The sequence below is a fragment of the Kitasatospora sp. NPDC090308 genome (genome assembly GCF_044769485.1).
Lineage (GTDB): Bacteria > Actinomycetota > Actinomycetes > Streptomycetales > Streptomycetaceae > Kitasatospora > Kitasatospora fiedleri.
Genome location: NZ_JBIVXY010000006.1, coordinates 210,450 through 229,380 on the forward strand (window position 1 = coordinate 210,450; position 18,931 = coordinate 229,380).

The window sequence follows — 18,931 nt, forward strand, 5'->3', positions numbered from 1 at the left end:
ACCAGTCCCGAGACGAGAGGGGTATGCCCGCAGTGGACGCCAGTAAGTTCACCAGCAAGACGCAGGAGGCCCTGTCCTCCGCCATCCGGCAGGCCAGCGCCGCGGGGAACCCGGACGTCAAGCCGGTGCACGTCCTGCTGGCCCTGCTCGACCAGCCGGAGGGCCTGGCCCGTCCGCTGCTGGAGGCCGTCGGGGCGGACGCGGGGCGGGTCGCCGCCGCCGCCCGCCAGCAGGCCGCCGCGCTCCCGGCCGCCCAGGGCTCCACGGTCGCCGCGCCGAACCTCGCGCGCGACACCCTGGCCGTGCTGGAGGAGGCCGGCCGGCGCGCCGCCGACCTGGACGACCAGTACGTCTCCACCGAGCACCTGCTGGTCGGCCTGGCCGCCGAGGGCGGGCAGGCCGCCGAGCCGCTCCGGCAGCAGGGCGCGACGGCGCAGGCGCTGCTGGCCGCGTTCAAGGAGGTCCGGGGCAGCGCCCGGGTCACCTCGCCGGACCCGGAAGGCACCTACAAGGCCCTGGAGAAGTACGGCTCCGACCTGACGCAGGCCGCGCGGGACGGCAAGCTCGACCCGGTGATCGGCCGCGACCAGGAGATCCGCCGGGTGGTGCAGGTGCTCTCCCGGCGGACCAAGAACAACCCGGTGCTGATCGGCGAGCCCGGCGTCGGCAAGACCGCGGTGGTCGAGGGCCTGGCTCAGCGGATCGTCGCGGGCGACGTGCCGGAGTCGCTGCGCGGCAAGCGCCTGGTCGCGCTCGACCTGGCGGCGATGGTCGCGGGCGCGAAGTTCCGCGGCGAGTTCGAGGAGCGGCTGAAGGCCGTCCTGAACGACATCAAGGCCTCCGACGGCCAGGTGGTCACCTTCATCGACGAGCTGCACACCATGGTCGGCGCGGGCGCCGGCGGCGACTCCTCGATGGACGCGGGCAACATGCTCAAGCCGATGCTGGCCCGCGGCGAGCTGCGCATGGTCGGCGCCACCACGCTGGACGAGTACCGCGAGCGGATCGAGAAGGACCCGGCCCTGGAGCGCCGCTTCCAGCAGGTGATGGTCGGCGAGCCCAGCGTCGAGGACACCATCGCGATCCTGCGCGGCCTCAAGGGCCGCTACGAGGCGCACCACAAGGTGGAGATCACCGACGCCGCGCTGGTCGCCGCGGCGACGCTGTCCAACCGGTACATCACCGCCCGCTTCCTGCCCGACAAGGCGATCGACCTGGTGGACGAGGCCGCCTCCCGGCTGCGGATGGAGATCGACTCCTCCCCGGTGGAGATCGACGAGCTGCAGCGCGCGGTCGACCGGCTGCGGATGGAGGAGCTGGCGCTGGAGAAGGAGTCCGACCCGGCCTCGGTCGAGCGGCTCGGCCGGCTCCGGCGCGACCTCGCGGACAAGCAGGAGCAGCTGAGCACCCTCAACGCCCGCTGGGAGCAGGAGAAGAAGTCGCTCAACCGGGTCGGCGAGCTCAAGGAGCGCCTGGACGACCTGCGCGGCAGCCTGGACCGCGCCCAGCGCGACGGCGACTTCGAGCGCGCCTCCAAGCTGATGTACGCCGAGATCCCGGCCGCCGAGCGGGAGTTGACCGAGGCGCAGGACCGCGCGGCGGACGAGCCGAACACCAGCATGGTCAAGGAGCAGGTCGGCCCGGACGACGTGGCGGACGTGGTCGCGTCCTGGACGGGCATCCCGGCCGGCCGGCTGCTGGAGGGCGAGAGCGCCAAGCTGCTGCGGATGGAGGAGGAGCTGGGCCGCCGCCTGATCGGCCAGCACGAGGCCGTCCGCGCCGTCTCCGACGCGGTGCGCCGCACCCGCTCCGGCATCGCCGACCCGGACCGCCCGACCGGCTCGTTCCTCTTCCTCGGCCCGACCGGCGTCGGCAAGACCGAGCTGGCCAAGGCCCTGGCGGACTTCCTCTTCGACGACGAGCGCGCCATGGTCCGGATCGACATGAGCGAGTACGGCGAGAAGCACTCGGTCTCCCGCCTGGTCGGCGCCCCGCCCGGGTACGTCGGCTACGAGGAGGGCGGCCAGCTCACCGAGGCGGTCCGCCGCCGCCCGTACAGCGTGGTCCTGCTGGACGAGGTGGAGAAGGCCCACCCCGAGGTGTTCGACGTGCTGCTCCAGGTGCTGGACGACGGCCGCCTCACCGACGGCCAGGGCCGCACGGTGGACTTCCGCAACGCCATCCTGATCCTCACCTCCAACCTCGGCTCCCAGTACCTGGTCAACCCGGCCACGCCCGAGGAGCGCAAGAAGGAGCTGGTGCTGGAGACGGTGCGGCAGTCCTTCAAGCCGGAGTTCCTGAACCGGCTGGACGACATCGTGGTGTTCGACCCGCTGGGCACCGAGGAGCTCAGCCGGATCGTCGACCTCCAGGTCGCCGCGCTGGCCCGCCGGCTGCACGAGCGCCGGCTCACCCTGGACGTCACCCCGGCCGCCCGGGACTGGCTCTCGCTCACCGGCTACGACCCGGCGTACGGCGCCCGGCCGCTGCGCCGGCTGGTGCAGTCCGCGATCGGCGACCAGCTGGCCAAGGAGATCCTCTCCGGCCGGGTGCACGACGGCGAGACGGTGGTGGTCGACCACGACGGTTCCTCCGACCGGCTCAGCGTCGGTCCGCGCGCCTCGCTGGAGAAGTGACGCCCCGTCGGTGGGCGGGGCCCCGCCCGGGCCCCGCCCACCGGCCCGCACCGGCCGCGCCGCGGTCGGCGGGGACATGATCACGCGGCGGAGTGCACCCTGTGCCGCGGGCCCCGAATGAGGCAGGATGGAGACCAGGAGAGGCGGCCCCCCATCGGCAGCCGACCGTGCACCGTGAAAGGGACATCCCCGTGAGCATCGACCCGTCGTCCATCCCGTCCTTCGGCCTGCCGCAGCCGCCGCAGGGCGGCGGCCAGCCCGGTGGCGCTCCGGCCGGGCCGCCGCCGGTGATCGTCCCGAACCAGGACCTGGTCGCCCAGCTGCTCGACCAGATGCAGCTCAAGCACGTGGTGGACGAGGAGGGCGACCTCACCGCCCCCTGGGAGAACTTCCGCGTCTACTACATGTTCCGCGGCGACCACAAGGAGCTGTTCGCGGTCCGCGCGTTCTACGACCGCCCGTTCCCGCTGGAGCAGAAGCCCGAGATCCTCGCCCTGATCGACGAGTGGAACCGCGAGACCCTGTGGCCCAAGGTCTACACCCACACCCACGACGACGGCGTGGTCCGGCTGATCGGTGAGTCCCAGATGATCGTCGGCAACGGCGTCAACCTGGAGTACTTCGTCGGCACCACCGCCAACTGGACCCAGGCCGCGGTCGGCTTCGAGCAGTGGATGGTCGAGCAGCTCGGCGACCAGGCCAAGGACGCCGACGGCGACGCCGCCCCCGAGGACGGCCCGGCCGACGAGGCCTGACCCCCTCCCCGCAGCGCCCCGGACGGGCCCGCCACCCCCACCCGGGCGGCGGGCCCGTCCGCACGACCGCCCACCCCCGCCGGGGGCCCGCCCCCGCGCACGCCTCCGGGAGGCCGCGATGGCCGTCGAGATCACCCTGCCGCTCGCCGAGGACCCCGCGGCGGCCCGGCTCGCCGGCCGGCTCGGGGAGATCGGCAACGACGCCTTCCTGCGGGCCGCCGTCCGCGAGCCGTACGCCGTCCACCACCGCTCCACCGACCGGCTGCTCGGCGACCCGGCGGCCCCGCCGGACGACTCCGCCGCCAGCCTGCTGCTGCGCGCGCTGCACCTGTGCTTCAGCGCGCACCTGCCGCTGAGCCTCTCCCCCGACGTGCTCTGGTACGCGGTGGTGCACGAGGTCGCCACGCACGTCCGGCTGAACAGCGACACCTACGCCGGGGTGTTCACCGACACCCCGGGCGAGCGGGGGACCATCACCGTCCGGGACGACGCGCTGACCGGCGGCGCCGACTGGCAGCGCTCGCTGCACCTGGTCGAGCAGCCGCTGCGGGAGCGGATCGGCGCGGACGTCGCGGACCTGTTCCGGCCCGCCTTCTCCACCACCGGGCCCGCCGACGCCTGCGCCGCCCTGGTCGCGCTGATGGACGTGGTCAGCCCGTACTACGACTTCCGCTGGGTCAGCCTGTGCGGCATCCCCCGGATCCGGCTGGAGGGCACCGCCGGGGACTGGCGGCTGCTGGCCGACCGGGTGCGCGGCCTGGAGGAGTGGTTCGAGGGCCTGCGGCCGTGGCTGCGCGGGCTGCGGCCGGTGCTGACGCAGCTCGCCGCCACCGCGGCGGGCGGGCCGGTCGACCGGGAGTTCTGGAGCTCGGTCTACAAGTGGAGGTCCTCCTCCGGCGGCTCGTCGGTCACCGGGTGGATCACCCGGTTCTTCGCCCACCGCTACGACGCCGCGGGCCCCGCCCCGGCCGTCGCCGACCGGATCGAGGACGGGCACTTCCCCGCCCACCTGTCCCTCGTCCCGTTCGAGTGGGAGCTGCTGGGCGTCCCGCACCGGATGGCCTTCGCCGGCGGCGTGCTGGGCGTCGAACGCGACGGCGAGTGGGCCCGGCCCCGGCTCGGCTTCGCCGTCCTGGAGCTCACCGCCCCGGCGCTGCCCGCCGACTGGACCCTCGACGACGTCCGGGCGGTCACCGGCCGCGCCGAGGTCTCCCTGCACCCGGGCGGCGAGGTGGCCGGCCGCACCGCCGAGGGCCGGCCGCTGCCGGTCACCCGCGCCCTGCTCTTCGGCGGCCCGGACGCCGGCGTCCGCCCCGCGCTGCTGGAGGCCGACGGGCTCTGGTACCCGGCCCACCACCTCTCCCCCGGGTTCGTGGCCGTCCGCCCCACCGGCACCGGCCTCGCCGAGGCCCTCCGGGCGCTCCCGGGCTGAGGGCCCTTGGCGTCCGCCGCGGGCCCCTGGATGATGGGGCCCGACCACCGTCTGTGAGGAGCCACCGATGAGCACCAGGCCGCTGCTGAACCGCCGGCTGGCAGGCATGGGGACCACGATCTTCGCCGAGATGTCCGCGCTGGCCGCCGCCACCGGCTCGATCAACCTCGGGCAGGGCTTCCCGGACACCGACGGGCCCGAGGAGGTCCGGGAGGCCGCCGTCCGGGCGCTGCGGGAGGGCCACGGCAACCAGTACCCGCCGGGGCCGGGCGTGCCCGAGCTGCGGCAGGCGGTCGCGGAGCACCAGGAGCGGTTCTACGGGCTGGCGTACGACCCGGACACCGAGGTGCTGGTGACCGCCGGGGCCACCGAGGCGATCGCCGCCGCCATGCTCGCGCTGCTGGAGCCGGGCGACGAGGTGATCGCCTTCGAGCCGTTCTACGACTCCTACGCCGCCTGCATCGCGATGGCGGGCGCCGTCCGCGTCCCGCTCACCCTGCGCGCCCCGGCCTTCCGGCCCGACCTGGACGAGCTGCGGGCGCTGATCACCCCGCGCACCCGGCTGCTGCTCATCAACACCCCGCACAACCCGACCGGCACCGTGCTCACCCCCGGGGAACTGGCCGGGATCGCCGAACTCGCCCTCGAACACGACCTGTTGGTGGTCACCGACGAGGTCTACGAGCACCTGGTCTTCACCGGCGCCCACCACCCGCTGGCCGCCCTGCCCGGCATGCGCGAACGCACCGTGGCGATCTCCTCGGCCGGCAAGACCTTCTCCTTCACCGGCTGGAAGGTCGGCTGGGTGACCGGCACGCCCGCCCTGGTCTCCGCCGTCCGCACCGCCAAGCAGTACCTCACCTACGTCTCGGCGGGCCCGTTCCAGTACGCCGTCGCCGAGGCCCTGCGGCTGCCCGACGGCTACTACGCGGACTTCCGCGCCGACCTGCACCGCAAGCGCGACCTGCTCGCCCGGGGGCTCGCCGCGGCCGGGTTCCGGGTCTTCGAGCCGCAGGGCACGTACTTCGTCACCACCGACATCACTCCGCTGGGCGAGAAGGACGGCATCGAGTTCTGCCGGGCCCTGCCCGAGCGCTGCGGGGTGGTGGCCATCCCGAACGCCGTCTTCTACGACGACGTCGAGGCCGGGCGCGCCCAGGTCCGGTTCGCCTTCTGCAAGCGGGTGGAGGTGCTCGAAGCGGCGGTCGAGAGGCTGTCCGGCCTGCGCGGGCGCTGAGGGCCGCGCCGGGCGGCGCTCCGGGTCCGCCCGCGGCCCCCGAGGTCGCCCCGGCGAGCTCAGGCCGGGGCGAGGGGCATCGCGTCGAAGCCGTCGAAGAGGTACGCGTAGAGCTGCCCGAGGTAGGCCGTCAGTTCCCGCTCGTCCGGGAACGGGACGTAGGTCAGCGCGTACCACTGGCCGACCGTCAGCGGGCGGTTCCTGACCAGGTGCAGCAGGCCGGCCCGGATCACCTCCCGGTAGTCCGGCCACGCCGCGTCGAAGGTCTCGCGCAGTTCGCCGAGGTCGTCGACGGCCTCCACTCCCAGTGCTCCGGCGCAGAAGTGCACGAAGCGGCGGTCCACCCCCGGTACGTCCAGACCCAGTTCGGCCAGGTCGACCTCGGTCGGGTCGATCCGCCCGCCGGGGTAGGGGTAGACCGTGGTGTTCCACAGGTCGTCCTCCTCCACCGGCCCGGCCGGGCCGGTGCCCGCGGCCGGGCGGTAGACGCCGTACAGCAGGCCGAGCGTCAGGAAGTCGGCGCGGACGTAGTTGATCTCCCCGTCGGGGCCGTAGGGCTCCTGCGGGTCGATGGCGAATGCCGTGGCCTTTCCCGCGCAGTTCAGGAAAGGACCGTAAACGGCCTCGAACGGCAGGATCGGGGAAAGGTCGTGGGTGGCCAGGGCCGTCGCGCGGAGCGCGTCCTCGGCCTGGACCAGTGATTCCTCGGAGTCGAAGCGGCTCGCCCACGGACCGGTGCGGGGCGGCAGCTCGTCACGGAGCGGCATGGGGACAGGACTCCTTCTTTCGGCCCGTCGGGGAGTCAGGGGGCGGGAGCGATCGGCGGTTCGGTGCGGTCACCGTAGAAATACGCGTGGACGTCCGCGAGGAATGCGTAGAGCTCGTCCTCCGACTGGAACGAGTACCGGGTGAGGCTCCACCACTCCTTGATCGACGCGGGCCGTCGTTCCAGGAGGTAGTCGAGGCTCGTGCGCAGCCGGGCCGCGTACGGGCTGCCGTCGCGCGCCGAATCGCGGTACACCGCGATGTCGTCGATCAGTTCCGGGTGGAAGGCGTTCCGGTAGAACTCGCGGAGCCGCTCGTCCTCGTGCCAGCCGGGAATCTCCCAAGCCGTCCAGCCCATCAGAATTCACCGCATTCCACTGGTGCCGCCACTTCGACCGCCGCCACTTCGACAGGACAGAATATCATAGCCCTTGCCCCCGGTGCCGGTTGTGCTTGAATGACGGTTCCGGGAAAATCGTGTGGAGTTTGTGGCCGCCATTCCCGTCCGGCTCGTAGACCGCCTTGATCTTGGCGTCCTTGAAATCGACGTCCCTGTAGTTGATCGCCCCGTCGTGGGCGATCGGATTCTCCGGGTCGATGTAGTAGCCGCGGAATTTCCCGGTGTGCCCGCCCGGCCCCCACGCCTCGTGCGGGGAGAACTCGACGACCTGGCGGTCGGTGCGGGTGGGGTCGAGCCTGGAACGGGCGTAGTGGTCCGCGTAGACGAAGGACTCCTCGTCCTTGAAGGCCGTGGAGTAGCTGTCGCACTTGTGCTTGTGCGGGGCGCCGCGGTCGCCGTCGTAGTAGAGGTCGGGCGGGGACAGCCTGGTCTTGGCGTCCGGACCGTGCAGCGGGTCGATCTTGTTGGTCGACTGGACGTAACCGGTCACCCTGTCCTTGGCCACGGTCTGCGCGTGGGCCGGGCCCTGCATGACGGGGGTGCCCAGGCGATCCTTGAGCTGCTGGTCCGTCACCTTCAGGTGGCGGCCCACGCCGTGGCCCTGGCCGTCGAGCTCGTCGACGCGCTCGCCGATCCGGCGGTGGTAGAGCTGGCGCAGCGGCTTCTTGCCCGGCACGGACTGCCCGGGTTCGAGCTTGACCTTCTCCTTGGAGAGCGAACTGCCCGCCTCCTTGAAGCCCTTCTGGACCGCCTTCTCGGCGTCGTCGAGGTTCTTCTTGGTGATCTCCAGGCCGCGGCCGATGGAGCGGTGGCCGCCGGCCATCGCCTTCGACATGTCGCTGATCATCGAGTCGATGACCGGGCGGACCGCCTTGTCCACGACCTGACCGAGCCTGCCGCGCCCGAGGACCCGGCCCCGGGTCCTGGCATCCAGGTCGCGCGAGTGCCGCTCCACCTGGTTCGCGTGCTCGTGGGCCCGCTTCGCGGCCTGCGCGAGCGCGTCCGGATCGGCCCTGAATCCCCTGCTCACTTGCCGCCTCCCGCGCCGAGCGCCGCCTCGACCCCGTGGAACACCAGACCGGAGACCGCCTTCTCGATGGCCGCCTGGAAGGGCTCGACCGCCATCGAGACCAGCTGTCCGACGACGACGTCCTCGATCTCCTGGATGATCGCGTTGACGATCCGCTTGCCCGCCTCGACGATCGCCGCCTCCGCGGCCGCGGCGATCCCGAAGGTGGCGACCGCCGCCGCCGCTGCCGCCGCCATCTCGGCGGCCATCGCCACCAGCTGGGCGATCACCACGCCCTTGGCGACGATCACGGCCTCGGCGGCGGCCTCCAGGGCCGTCGCCAGTACGCCGCAGCAGTCGATCAGCACGGTCATGTGCCCGGCCGAGGCCTGGCTCCAGCGGGTCAGCATGGCCTCGTAGCCCGCGCCCTCGTACGCGCCGCCGAGGTTCTTCAGCAGCACGTCCGTGTCGTCGTGGGACTCCGCCATCCCCTGGCCGAACTCCCGGACGTGCTGGGCCCATTCGCGCAGCTCGTCCTCGTCCACGTCGGGCCAGTTGAGCCCCATCAGGTCCATGATCCAGACGAGTTCCGACGGCAGGTCGATCGACAACGCCCAGCCCCCCCGTTCGAACAGACGCTTGTCCGTGCTCGGTGCCGCCACCGTAGACGCGCCTGCCTCCGGTTCGGTTCCGGCCCTCCCCGCCGTCCGGTGCGGGGGGCTCCCTCGGGGCGGGTGGTGCGGGAAGTGCACTACCGGCGTGCACGGCTTGCGATACCGGCGCAGTAGCGCACGGTGGGCAGAGTACAACCCGGGACCGATCACACCCAGTCGGGCACGGGCCCCAGAACGGTGAATGAGTGCCAAACATGGGTAAATCCCTGACGGACCCGGAGAATTCGTGCTTCTCTGCTGCTGAATCTCCAGCCGGAATCCTTCCTTCCACGGTCGGCAGCGCCCCGGATCGGACAGTCTGGAACAGCCTCAAGGATGAGGGCGGACTCCGGTCGCAGGGGGCGCGCACGGAGCTGAAACGCGGAGCCGAGCATGCTCACCACCCTGCAGACCTCCTACACGGACACCCGCGCCGGCGACCTGGCCTGGCAGCTGGGCGGCGAACCGCTGCCCGCGCTGGCCGTCCGCGACCTCAGACTCGACAGCGCCTGCGGTGCCCCGGGCGGCCTCCGGGGCACCCTCCAGCTGCGGCTGCTGGGCGCCTCGCACCAGGTGGTGCTGGCGGCCGGTCCGGGCGACTGCCTGGAGACGGTGGCCTGCCTGCCGGGCCGCCGCACCCCGCTGCCGGCCCGGGTCGCGGAGCAGGTGGCCGGCTGGGAGTACGAGTTCGCCGCCCGGATCGAGGAGCTGCCGCCGTACGTGTTCGAGGCCCGCGCCCAGGAGCTGCTGGCCCTGGTCGAGGGGCACCCGCGGGCGCTGGCGGGCGTCTTCCCCGGCGATCCGAGCGCGTTCACCGCCCTCGTCGCGCACTGCGAGGACCGCCGGGTGCACTGGCGGACGTGGCACGCCTACCCGCAGGAGGGCCGGCTGGTGTGCACCCGCTCCTCGCTCTCGCTGCCCGGCGACGGCCCGCTCGCGGCGGCGGGAGCGGCGACGGGAACGACGGCGGGTGCGCGGGTGGGAGCGGCGCAGGTCGGCTGGTGACCGGCCGTCAATCCGGCACCCCGCCCTGTCCCCCGGATGGGTGCAGCCATTCACCCGGGCTCTCGCCTAGCGTTCATTCATGATCAACCACCCGGTCGGACGACCCGCGCAGCCGGGTCCGGACGCCACCTCGCCGCCGACCCCGACCCCGCCCGCGGCCGACCCCCGGCCCGCCGCCCCCCGCGCCACGGGCCCCGGGGGCGCGGGCCCCGGGGGCGCGGTCCGGGCCGGCGGCGCCATACGGCCGGCGCTGGCCCCCCGTCCGGCCCGGGTCCTGGTGCTGCTGGCCGCGTTCGTCTGCGCGGCCTGCGGCCTGGTGTACGAACTCGAACTGGTCGCCCTCGGCGGCTACCTGCTGGGCGACTCGGTCACCCAGACCTCCGTGGTGCTGTCGGTGATGGTGTTCGCGATGGGCGTCGGCTCGCTGCTCGCCAAGGGCCTCACCCGCCGCCCGGCCACCTCCTTCGCCCTGGTCGAGTACGCGCTCTCCCTGGTCGGCGGCCTGTCCGCGCTCGCCCTGTACTGCGGCTGGGCCTGGCTGCACCAGCCGCGCGCCACCCTGGTGGCGCTGATCGCCACCACCGTGCTGATCGGTCTGCTGATCGGCGCGGAGATCCCGCTGCTGATGACGCTGATCCAGCGGATCCGGCAGGAGCACGCCGGCCGCGCCGTCGCCGACCTGTTCGCCGCCGACTACGTGGGCGCGCTGATCGGCGGCCTGGCCTTCCCGTTCGTCCTGCTGCCCGCGCTCGGCCAGGTCGCCGGGGCGCTGCTGACCGGCGCGGTGAACGCGGTGGCGGGCGCCGCCGTGGTGCTCTGGCTGTTCCGCGCCGAGCCCGCCCCGCGCACCCGGCTGCTGCTGTGGACCGGCTGCGGCCTGGTGCTCGCCCTGCTCGCGCTGGCCGCCGCCTGCACCGGGGCGATCGAGCGCGCCGCCCGGCACGCGCTGTACGGCGGCCCGATCCGGTTCGCCGCCCAGAGCCGCTACCAGGAGATCGTGCTGACCGGCGGCGCGGACGCCCCGCCCCGGGTGCCCGCGCAGCGCGCCGCGCCGCCGCTGGAGCTGTTCCTGGACGGCCGGCTGGCGGTCTGCGGCCCCGACGAGTACCGCGACCACGAGGCGCTGGTGCGCCCCGCGCTGGCCGCCGGGCCGAGCGGCCGGGTGCTGGTGCTGGGCGGCGACGGCCTGGCGCTGCGCGAGGTGCTGCGGCACCCGGCGGTGCGCAGCGTGCTGGTGGTGGAGCGGGACGCCGAGCTGCCCGCGCTGGCCCGCCGGGACGCCGCGTTCGCCGCGCTCACCGAGCACTCCTTCGACGACCCGCGGGTGCGGCTGGTGCAGGCCGAGCCGATGGGCTGGCTGCGCGGGTCCGCCGAGCGGTTCGACGTGATCGTCTCGGACCTGGACGGCGAGGCCGCGGGCGGCAAGTACCGCTCCCTGGAGTTCTTCGGCCTGGCCGCCGGGCGGCTGGCCCCCGGGGGCCGGCTGGCGGTCCGCGGCGGGGCGCCGGACGCCCCGGCCGGCGGGCTGTGGGCGGCCGAGTCCGGGCTGGCCGCGGCGGGCCTGTCGGCCGTCGCCTACCAGGCCGGCGCGCCGTCCGCCGAGGACTGCGGGGGGTCGGGCCCGGCGGCGGCCTTCCTGCTGGCCGCCCGGACCGCCCCCGCGCTGGGCCTGGCTCCGGACGCCCCGGCCCCGCGCTCGCTGACGGTGCCCGCGCTGCGGGCCGCCGAGGCCCGGCTGGCGGCCGGCCGCCCGTCCCCGCTGCCGCCGCCGCACACCCTGCTGGGGCCCTGAACCCGCCCGACCGGCCGGGGAGTTCGGCGCGCGCGCCGGGCGGCGGGGGCGGCCGGGGCCGGGGCGCGGTGCGTCCATTGGCAGGTTGGTCGGCCCGGCTTCGCGTGGAGGGCTCGGCACGGCGGCGGGCGGTCGGTAGGCTCGCCGGTATGGAGCATGAGGTTGTCGTCCCGCTGCCCGCCGAGGTGGTCCGGGAGGCGCTGCTGGACCGCGAGCTGGTGGCCCGCTGCGTGCCGGGGCTGAGCGCGGTCGCGTCGGCGTCCGCGCCCGCGGGGGCCGACAGCCGGCTCAGGGTCAGGGTCGCCGGGTCCACCGTCACCTTCGCCGGTCGGCTGACCGTGGACGGCTGGCGGGACGGCGCGCTCGCCCTGCGGCTGAGCGGCGAGGAGATCCGCGGCGCGGCCCCGGCGGCCGCCGGGCTGCGGATCACCCTGGCCGAGCGCCCCGGCGAGACCGCGATCCGCTTCGCCACCGAGCTGACCGCCTCCGGGCGGCTGGCCGGTTTCGAGGCCGAGGCGCTGGAGTCGACCGGCCGCCGACTGATCGACCGGGCGGTGGCGGCGCTGGTCGCCGAGCTGTCCGAACCCGCCGAGCCGGACGGCGACGAGGCGGACGGCGACCCGTCCGACGGCGCGACGGTGGTCTTCCTGGACGACCGCGAGCGCGGCCAGGACCTCGACGACGACCTCTCCGACCTGATCTCCTTCGACGACGCGGACGACCTGCCCGCCCCGGTGCCGGCCGCCTCCCGCCCCGAGCCCGGGTACGACCAGGAGGGCGCCCCGGTGCGGCGCAGCATCGTCGGCCGCTCCGCCGAGGAGGTCGACCACGCCCCGCCGCACGGCCGGTACGCGCCCGCCCCGCCGGCCCACAGCGCCCGGGCCCGGGCGGCCTCCCGCTGGGGCGGCGCCGAGCCGACGCTGCTGCCCGGCGCGGTCGGCGAGCGCAACGCGCTGCCGTGGATGATCGGCGGCGGGGTCGCGCTGATCGGCGGCGCGGTGGTGCTGGTCCGGGCCCTGCGGCGGCGCTGAGCGCCCCGGTGGGCACCCACTAAGCTGGCTGTCCATGAGCAACGACCGGGACGCCCTGCTGGCGCAGATCAAGGACAAGGCCGTCGTGCACGGCAAGGTCACCCTCTCCTCCGGCCGGGAGGCCGACTACTACGTCGACCTGCGCCGGATCACGCTGGACGCGGAGGCGGCGCCGCTGGTCGGCACGGTGATGCTGGACGCGGCGGCGGACCTGGAGTTCGACGCGGTGGGCGGCCTGACCCTGGGCGCCGACCCGGTGGCCGCGGCGATGCTGCACGCGGCGGCGGCCCGCGGCCGCAAGCTGGACGCGTTCGTGGTCCGCAAGGCGGGCAAGGCGCACGGCCTGCAGCGCCGGATCGAGGGCCCGGACGTGAAGGGCCGCCGGGTGCTGGCGGTGGAGGACACCTCGACCACCGGCGGCTCGGTGCTGACCGCCGTGGAGGCGCTGCGCGAGGCGGGCGCCGAGGTGGTCGGCGTCGCCGTGATCGTGGAGCGCGGCGCGGCCCCGGCGATCGCCGAGGCGGGCCTGCCGTACGTCACCGCGTACACCCTGGACGACCTGGGGCTGTGAGCCCCGTTCCGCGTTCCACGTGGAACAACGGCGAGGGCCCCGACCACCGGACGGTGATCGGGGCCCTCGCCGTTCGCCGGGGCGGTCGACCGGCCGTGGCCTCCGCGGGCCGACCGGCCGGCCGGTCGGGCCGGTCGCCGGGCTCAGTGCTTGCGGTGGCGGCCGGTGGGCACCGGCTCGTGCTCCGGCGCGACGGCGCCCGCGGCCGCCGCGGCCTTCTTCTTCTTCCGCTCGCGGATCACCTCGACGAAGATCGGCGAGACCGAGATCAGGATGATCAGCGCCATCGCCGGCAGCAGGTACTTGTCGATCACCGGGGCGAGCTGGTCGCCGGTGAAGTAGCCGATCAGCAGCATGGTCTCGGTCCACAGCACCGCGCCCACGACGTTCCAGACGAAGAAGGTCTTGGCGGGCATCTGCAGGGTGCCGGCGACCGGGTTGAGGAAGGTCCGCACGATCGGGATGAAGCGGGCCATCACCACGGCCTTGGCCGGGCCGAACTTCTCGAAGTACTCCTCCGCCTTCTCCACGTACTCGGGGCGCAGGATCTTCGAGTTCGGCTTGTCGAACATCCGCGGGCCGACCTTCCGGCCCAGCAGGTGTCCGAGCTGGGCGCCGACGACGGCGCAGATCGGCGCACCGACCAGCAGCAGGGCGATGTTCATCTGGGCGCCTTCGCCGAGCACCTTGTCGGCGGCGCTGGAGGCGGCGACACCGGCCAGGATGAGCAGCGAGTCACCGGGGAAGAAGAACCCGACCAGCAGGCCGGTCTCGGCGAAGATGATCGCCAGGATCCCGATGGCGCCGACGGAGGCGACGAGCGATTTGGCGTCAAGGACGTTGACGGCGAGCTGGATGTGTTCCACGCGCGCAGGATAGCCCGTACCGCTTTGCGAAGCCTTAACCGGCGGCCTCCGGAGCGGGGCGCGGGGGCGTCCGCCCGGTCGGCCGTCCCAAGTGGCGGGCCGCTGGGTGTGTCCCCGGGGGGAGTCTGGGAAGATGGCCGAGGTGTCCGGCCCGCGGTCGAGCTGCCACCCTCATCGCTCGTACCGCATCGATGTCGTGAACCACAGGCGTATCGAGCCTTCGGACAGCGTCGTCCGATCGCCCCACACCGACAGGAGCGGATTCGCATGCCCATCGCAACTCCCGAGGCCTACAACGAGATGCTCGACCGGGCCAAGGCGGGCAAGTTCGCCTACCCGGCCATCAACGTCACCTCGACGCAGACCCTGCACGCCGCCCTGCGCGGCTTCGCCGAGGCCGAGAGCGACGGCATCATCCAGATCTCCACGGGTGGTGCGGAGTTCCTGGGTGGCCAGTACAACAAGGACATGGTGACCGGCGCGGTCGCGCTGGCCGAGTTCGCGCACATCGTCGCGGCCAAGTACGACATCACCGTGGCGCTGCACACCGACCACTGCCCGAAGGACAAGCTGGACGGCTACGTCCGCCCGCTGATCGCGATCTCCGCCGAGCGGGTGGCCCGCGGCGACAACCCGCTGTTCCAGTCGCACATGTGGGACGGCTCGGCCGAGACCCTGGCCGACAACCTGGCCATCGGCCAGGAGCTGCTGGCCCAGGCCGCCGCCGCCAGGATCATCCTCGAGGTCGAGATCACCCCGACCGGCGGCGAGGAGGACGGCGTCTCGCACGAGATCAACGACGAGCTGTACACCACCGTCTCCGACGCGGTGCGCACCGCCGAGGCGCTCGGCCTGGGCGAGAAGGGCCGCTACCTGCTGGCCGCCTCGTTCGGCAACGTGCACGGCGTCTACAAGCCGGGCAACGTGGTGCTGCGTCCGGAGCTGCTCGCCGACCTGCAGGCCGAGATCGGCAAGCAGTACGGCAAGCAGGACCCGTTCGACTTCGTCTTCCACGGCGGCTCCGGCTCCACCGAGCAGGAGATCCTGACCGCGTTGGAGAACGGCGTCGTCAAGATGAACCTCGACACCGACACCCAGTACGCCTTCACCCGCCCCGTCGTGGACCACGTGTTCCGCAACTACGACGGCGTGCTGAAGGTCGACGGCGAGGTCGGCCGGAAGAACACCTACGACCCGCGCACCTGGGGCAAGCTGGCCGAGGCCGGCATGGCCCACCGCGTCACCGAGGCCGCGCAGCAGCTGCGCTCGGCCGGCAAGCGCATGAAGTGAGCGCGTGAAGTAAGGCGACCGGGCGCCCGCGCGTCCGGGCGCCCGCCGTCGGAGCCCCCGCCCCGTCCCCGTCCGCGGGGGGAGCGGGGGCTCCGCCGTTCCGGTCCGGTCCGCCCCGGTCACCCGGCCGGGTCCGGATGGCAGACTGGCACACCATGGAGATGCACAAGAACCTGCTCGACGGCCCCGAGCCGACCCTCCTGCCCGAGGAGGAGCAGCCCTACCGGATGCTCGCCGAGGAGTCGGCCTCGCCGACCCAGGTCGCCGCCGAGTACCCGGCGTTCTGCCTGGCCTGGGCGATGCTCGCGGACGACGCCTTCGCGGCCGGCCGGACGGTGGAGTCCTACGCCTACGCCCGCACCGGCTACCACCGCGGCCTCGACGCCCTGCGCCGCAGCGGCTGGCACGGCCACGGCCCCGTCCCGTGGGAGCACCGCGGCAACCGCGGCTTCCTGCGCTGCCTGGCGGCGCTCGCCCGGGCGGCCGGAGCGATCAAGGAGACCGAGGAGGAGGCCCGCTGCTGGCAGTTCCTGAAGGACAGCAGCGCCGAGGCGTACACCGTGCTCAAGCAGGAGCACTAGGCACCCGCACGTCGTCCGGACGGGCCGCCCCCACCGCGGGGGCGGCCCGTTCCCGTCCGGGGAGGGGAACGGCGCGCCTCGCGCTGAGCCGGCGGGGACGACGTGCCGGTACGTGTCGGTACGCGCCGGGGAGGGGGCGGGAGCGCCGCGCCCGGTCACGGCCGGATCGGGCCGGATCGGGACGGGGCCGGAACCAAGCGGCGCCATACCGCGTATGTAGACGGTACGGCACGGGTGTGCGAACGCACCGTCCGCGCCGCCCCGTCGTCGCCCCGAGGAAGCCGCCAGATGCGCGCAGCCCACCGAACGCCACGCCGCCGCGCCCGCCGCCGGCCGGCCCTCGCCCTGGGCTGCGCCACGGCCCTGGCCGTCCTGGGCACGGCCGGGTACGGCGCCCTGCGGCTGGACTTCCGGCACCACCCCGCCGACACCGCGACCACCCAGGCCCGGGCCGTCCCGCCGCCGGCCGCGTCCCCCGCCTCCCCCGCGCCGTCGGCTCCCCCACCCGCCGCCGACCCGCCCCCGGCCGACCCGCCCCCGGCCGGCGCGCCGCCGGGGATCGTCGTCCACGGCGGCGGCGCCTTCACCACGGCCACCGCCACCAGCGGCCGGGTCGGCACCGGGGCGACCCTGCGCCGCTACCGGGTGGAGGTCGAGGACGGCATCGGCATCGACCCGAACGCCGCCGCGGCCACCGTCCAGGCCATCCTGTCCGACCCGCGCGGCTGGACCGCCGACCGGCGCGACAGCTTCCAGCTGGTCTCCTCCGACAGCTACGACTTCACCGTGAAGATCGCCTCCCCCGACACCGCGGACGCGGTCTGCGCGACCGGCGGCCTCGACACCCGGGGCGAGGTGAACTGCGACGTCGGCAAGCAGGTGGTGGTCAACTCCAAGCGCTGGCTGACCGGTTCGCCGCAGTTCGACGGCGCCCTGGACGACTACCGGGCGCTGATCGTCAACCACGAGGTCGGCCACCGGATCGGCCACGGCCACCAGGCCTGCCCCGGCCCGGGCAAGCCCGCCCCCGCGATGATGCAGCAGATCTACGGCCTCAAGGGCTGCGTCGCCAACGCCTGGCCGTACGACGCCCGGGGCACCTACCTCGACGGCCCGCCCGCCCCCTGAACCCCGGCACCCCGCAGTGCCCCGCGGGTGGCTCACTAAGCTGGCGGCAGGAGGCCCGCCGGACCCGGTCGGCCCCCGCGACCCGATCGACCGGAGCACCATGACCACCGACCTCGCCCAGCGCCTGCTCGACCGCTTCGGACCGGACGGCCTGCACCGCCTCGACCCCGCCGCGCTCGCCGCCACCGCCGTCCCCGCCGGGGCGGCGGCGCTGCTCTCCGGCGCCGGCCTGCCGCTGCGGGTCGGGCCGTACTTCACCGCCGACCCCGGCCGTCCGCTCCGGCTCGCCGACTGGGCCCGCGCGGCCGGGCTGTCCGCGGCCGGGCGGCCCGAGGCGGACTGGGCGCGGCTGGGCAGCGACCGCGGCGCCGAGCTGTGCGTGGACGGCGAGGGCCGGGTCCGGGCGGTGTACCTGGCCTTCCGGGGGCCGTCCGTCCCGGTCGACGCCACCCTGGGCGCGTTCCTCGACAACCTGTGCACGCTGGAGGAGAACCTGCGGGCGCTGGCCGGGGCCGAGCGGCCGGACGAGGTCTTCCGGCTGTTCTCGGCGGCGGAGGGCCGGATGCGCGGCACCGACCTGCGCGCCTTCGAGAGCGACGAGCAGTGGTGGCCCCGGGTGCTGGAGGACGTCCGGCACACCCGGGGCGTGCCCGGCTCCGCGGCGTTCAAGGTGCGCGGGCCGGACGGCGAGCCGCGGGTCGTCACCGCCCACGGCTCGCTCGCCCGGCACGCCGAGGAGGAGCTGTGGGAGCGGCTGGCCGCGGCCGGGGTCGACCCGCGGGACGTGGTCGAGGTCTACACCGAGCTGCAGTCCTGCGTGCTGCCCGGCCACTACTGCGCGCTGTGGATGGCCCGGACGTTCCCGAACGCCGAGTTCACCCACAGCCACGACTACGGCGACACGGCGGCCGAACGCGAGGCGGGCGTCCGGGAGTTGGCCGCCGCGCTGGCCTAGGGCCCGTCTTCAGCCCAGCACCGGCAGGTAGCCGCTGAGGTCGCTGCGCTCGCCGCTGGCGGTGAGTGCGGTGTCGACGGCGTCGGCCCAGGCGGTCCGGCCGGTGGCGAGCCGGATCCAGGTCAGCGGGTCGGTCTCCACCACGTTCGGCGGGGTGCCCCGGGTGTGCCGGGGGCCCTCGACGGCCTGCACCACCGCGTACGGCGGGACGCGCAACTCGACGGCTCCGCCCGGCACCTGGACGGCGAAGGCGTCGGCGAGCAGCCGGGCCGCGGAGGCCAGCGCGAAGCGGTCGTGCGGGAAGGGGTCGAGGCCGAGGGCGGCGGCCAGGTCGTCGCCGTGCACCACGGTCTCGACCAGCCGGGTGACCAGGAAGTCGGCCAGGGCCATCGGCCCGAACCGCATCGGGATGACCAGGTCGGGCCGCCGCCCGTCCGCGCTGTCCAGGGCCTTCCACAACTCGCCGATCTGCCGGTCGAGTTCGCCGGACACCTGGGCGGCGTCGCCGGAGAACTGCTCGGCCACCAGCTCGACGGCGGTGGCGTTGACGGCGGTGGCTGCGGTCCTGGTCCGGGACGCCCAGTGCAGCGGGGTGATCGGGGCCTGCGGCGGCAGCGGGTCGTGCAGGTGCAGCGGCACCCAGCTGACCACCATGCCGAGGTGGGCGACGAGTTCGCGCACCCGCCACTCCCCCAGCCGGGTGGGCCGGGCGAGCTGTCCGTCGTCCAGGGCTCGGACGGCGGCGGAGATCGCGTCGAGCTGCCCGGTGAGCGCGGCACGCACCTTCACCGGGTCGTAGGTTCGGGTCTTCACGGTGGGCATGCC

18 protein-coding genes are annotated in these 18,931 nt (G+C 74.3%); 12 read left to right on the forward strand and 6 right to left on the reverse strand.

Features of this window, described 5'->3' with window-relative positions; translation table 11 throughout:
* The first annotated feature begins 32 nt into the window (after window positions 1–32).
* The 4 genes from clpB to ACIQVD_RS16910 all read left to right on the forward strand — a co-directional run bounded on the left by clpB (window position 33) and on the right by ACIQVD_RS16910 (window position 6,060).
* A complete protein-coding gene (gene clpB, locus ACIQVD_RS16895) occupies window positions 33–2,636 on the forward strand; it encodes an ATP-dependent chaperone ClpB (protein ID WP_111556894.1) in 2,604 nt (867 codons plus the stop codon).
* A gap of 191 nt (window positions 2,637–2,827) precedes the next feature.
* Complete coding sequence (locus ACIQVD_RS16900) at window positions 2,828–3,391, forward strand: YbjN domain-containing protein (protein WP_400682929.1); 564 nt, start codon at window positions 2,828–2,830, stop codon at window positions 3,389–3,391.
* A 118-nt stretch (window positions 3,392–3,509) separates the two neighbouring features.
* Entirely contained in the window at window positions 3,510–4,823 is a 1,314-nt protein-coding gene (locus tag ACIQVD_RS16905; protein WP_402289836.1) for a DUF4419 domain-containing protein, read from the forward strand.
* Window positions 4,824–4,890: 67 nt separating this feature from the next.
* On the forward strand, window positions 4,891–6,060 hold the full coding sequence (locus tag ACIQVD_RS16910; RefSeq protein WP_402289839.1) for a pyridoxal phosphate-dependent aminotransferase: 1,170 nt from the start codon (window positions 4,891–4,893) through the stop codon (window positions 6,058–6,060).
* 59 nt (window positions 6,061–6,119) lie between these two features.
* Here ACIQVD_RS16910 and ACIQVD_RS16915 read toward each other — a convergent pair whose 3' ends face one another.
* The 4 genes from ACIQVD_RS16915 to ACIQVD_RS16930 all read right to left on the reverse strand — a co-directional run bounded on the left by ACIQVD_RS16915 (window position 6,120) and on the right by ACIQVD_RS16930 (window position 8,845).
* Complete coding sequence (locus ACIQVD_RS16915) at window positions 6,120–6,827, reverse strand: hypothetical protein (RefSeq protein ID WP_400682921.1); 708 nt, start codon at window positions 6,825–6,827, stop codon at window positions 6,120–6,122.
* 35 nt (window positions 6,828–6,862) lie between these two features.
* Entirely contained in the window at window positions 6,863–7,183 is a 321-nt protein-coding gene (locus ACIQVD_RS16920) for a hypothetical protein (protein ID WP_400682918.1), read from the reverse strand.
* A gap of 64 nt (window positions 7,184–7,247) precedes the next feature.
* Window positions 7,248–8,255, reverse strand: coding sequence for a hypothetical protein (locus ACIQVD_RS16925; RefSeq protein ID WP_402289842.1), 1,008 nt, complete (start codon window positions 8,253–8,255; stop codon window positions 7,248–7,250).
* Window positions 8,252–8,845 carry a hypothetical protein gene (locus tag ACIQVD_RS16930; RefSeq protein WP_100837283.1) on the reverse strand — a complete coding sequence of 198 codons (594 nt, stop codon included), beginning with the start codon at window positions 8,843–8,845 and terminating at the stop codon, window positions 8,252–8,254. The genes ACIQVD_RS16925 and ACIQVD_RS16930 overlap by 4 nt, the downstream gene beginning before the upstream one ends.
* Before the next feature lie 435 nt (window positions 8,846–9,280).
* Between ACIQVD_RS16930 and ACIQVD_RS16935 the strand changes: the two genes are divergently transcribed.
* The 4 genes from ACIQVD_RS16935 to pyrE all read left to right on the forward strand — a co-directional run bounded on the left by ACIQVD_RS16935 (window position 9,281) and on the right by pyrE (window position 13,286).
* Window positions 9,281–9,892 carry a DUF2617 family protein gene (locus ACIQVD_RS16935; RefSeq protein WP_402289844.1) on the forward strand — a complete coding sequence of 204 codons (612 nt, stop codon included), beginning with the start codon at window positions 9,281–9,283 and terminating at the stop codon, window positions 9,890–9,892.
* Window positions 9,893–9,971: 79 nt separating this feature from the next.
* The gene (locus tag ACIQVD_RS16940) at window positions 9,972–11,684 is read left to right on the forward strand and encodes a spermidine synthase (RefSeq protein WP_402289846.1); all 1,713 of its coding nucleotides are present in this window, start codon (window positions 9,972–9,974) and stop codon (window positions 11,682–11,684) included.
* A 149-nt stretch (window positions 11,685–11,833) separates the two neighbouring features.
* Complete coding sequence (locus ACIQVD_RS16945) at window positions 11,834–12,715, forward strand: CoxG family protein (protein WP_402289848.1); 882 nt, start codon at window positions 11,834–11,836, stop codon at window positions 12,713–12,715.
* Between the two features lie 34 nt (window positions 12,716–12,749).
* Window positions 12,750–13,286 carry an orotate phosphoribosyltransferase gene (gene pyrE, locus ACIQVD_RS16950; RefSeq protein WP_014136939.1) on the forward strand — a complete coding sequence of 179 codons (537 nt, stop codon included), beginning with the start codon at window positions 12,750–12,752 and terminating at the stop codon, window positions 13,284–13,286.
* A 143-nt stretch (window positions 13,287–13,429) separates the two neighbouring features.
* Here the strand turns inward: pyrE and ACIQVD_RS16955 are convergent, their stop codons facing one another.
* Window positions 13,430–14,152 carry a DedA family protein gene (locus tag ACIQVD_RS16955; RefSeq protein ID WP_100837280.1) on the reverse strand — a complete coding sequence of 241 codons (723 nt, stop codon included), beginning with the start codon at window positions 14,150–14,152 and terminating at the stop codon, window positions 13,430–13,432.
* Between the two features lie 267 nt (window positions 14,153–14,419).
* Here ACIQVD_RS16955 and fbaA point away from each other — a divergent pair, with 267 nt between their 5' ends.
* The 4 genes from fbaA to ACIQVD_RS16975 all read left to right on the forward strand — a co-directional run bounded on the left by fbaA (window position 14,420) and on the right by ACIQVD_RS16975 (window position 18,106).
* Window positions 14,420–15,442: a class II fructose-bisphosphate aldolase gene (gene fbaA / locus ACIQVD_RS16960; RefSeq protein WP_100837279.1), complete on the forward strand. Its 1,023-nt coding sequence runs from the start codon at window positions 14,420–14,422 to the stop codon at window positions 15,440–15,442.
* Window positions 15,443–15,597: 155 nt separating this feature from the next.
* Complete coding sequence (locus ACIQVD_RS16965) at window positions 15,598–16,023, forward strand: DUF3151 domain-containing protein (protein WP_400682902.1); 426 nt, start codon at window positions 15,598–15,600, stop codon at window positions 16,021–16,023.
* Window positions 16,024–16,311: 288 nt separating this feature from the next.
* The gene (locus ACIQVD_RS16970) at window positions 16,312–17,151 is read left to right on the forward strand and encodes a DUF3152 domain-containing protein (RefSeq protein WP_400682900.1); all 840 of its coding nucleotides are present in this window, start codon (window positions 16,312–16,314) and stop codon (window positions 17,149–17,151) included.
* A 100-nt stretch (window positions 17,152–17,251) separates the two neighbouring features.
* Window positions 17,252–18,106, forward strand: a complete 855-nt coding sequence (locus ACIQVD_RS16975; RefSeq protein WP_402289853.1) for a nucleic acid/nucleotide deaminase domain-containing protein — start codon at window positions 17,252–17,254, stop codon at window positions 18,104–18,106.
* A 9-nt stretch (window positions 18,107–18,115) separates the two neighbouring features.
* Here ACIQVD_RS16975 and ACIQVD_RS16980 read toward each other — a convergent pair whose 3' ends face one another.
* Window positions 18,116–18,928, reverse strand: a complete 813-nt coding sequence (locus ACIQVD_RS16980) for a maleylpyruvate isomerase family mycothiol-dependent enzyme (RefSeq protein ID WP_199528305.1) — start codon at window positions 18,926–18,928, stop codon at window positions 18,116–18,118.
* Window positions 18,929–18,931 lie beyond the last annotated feature (3 nt).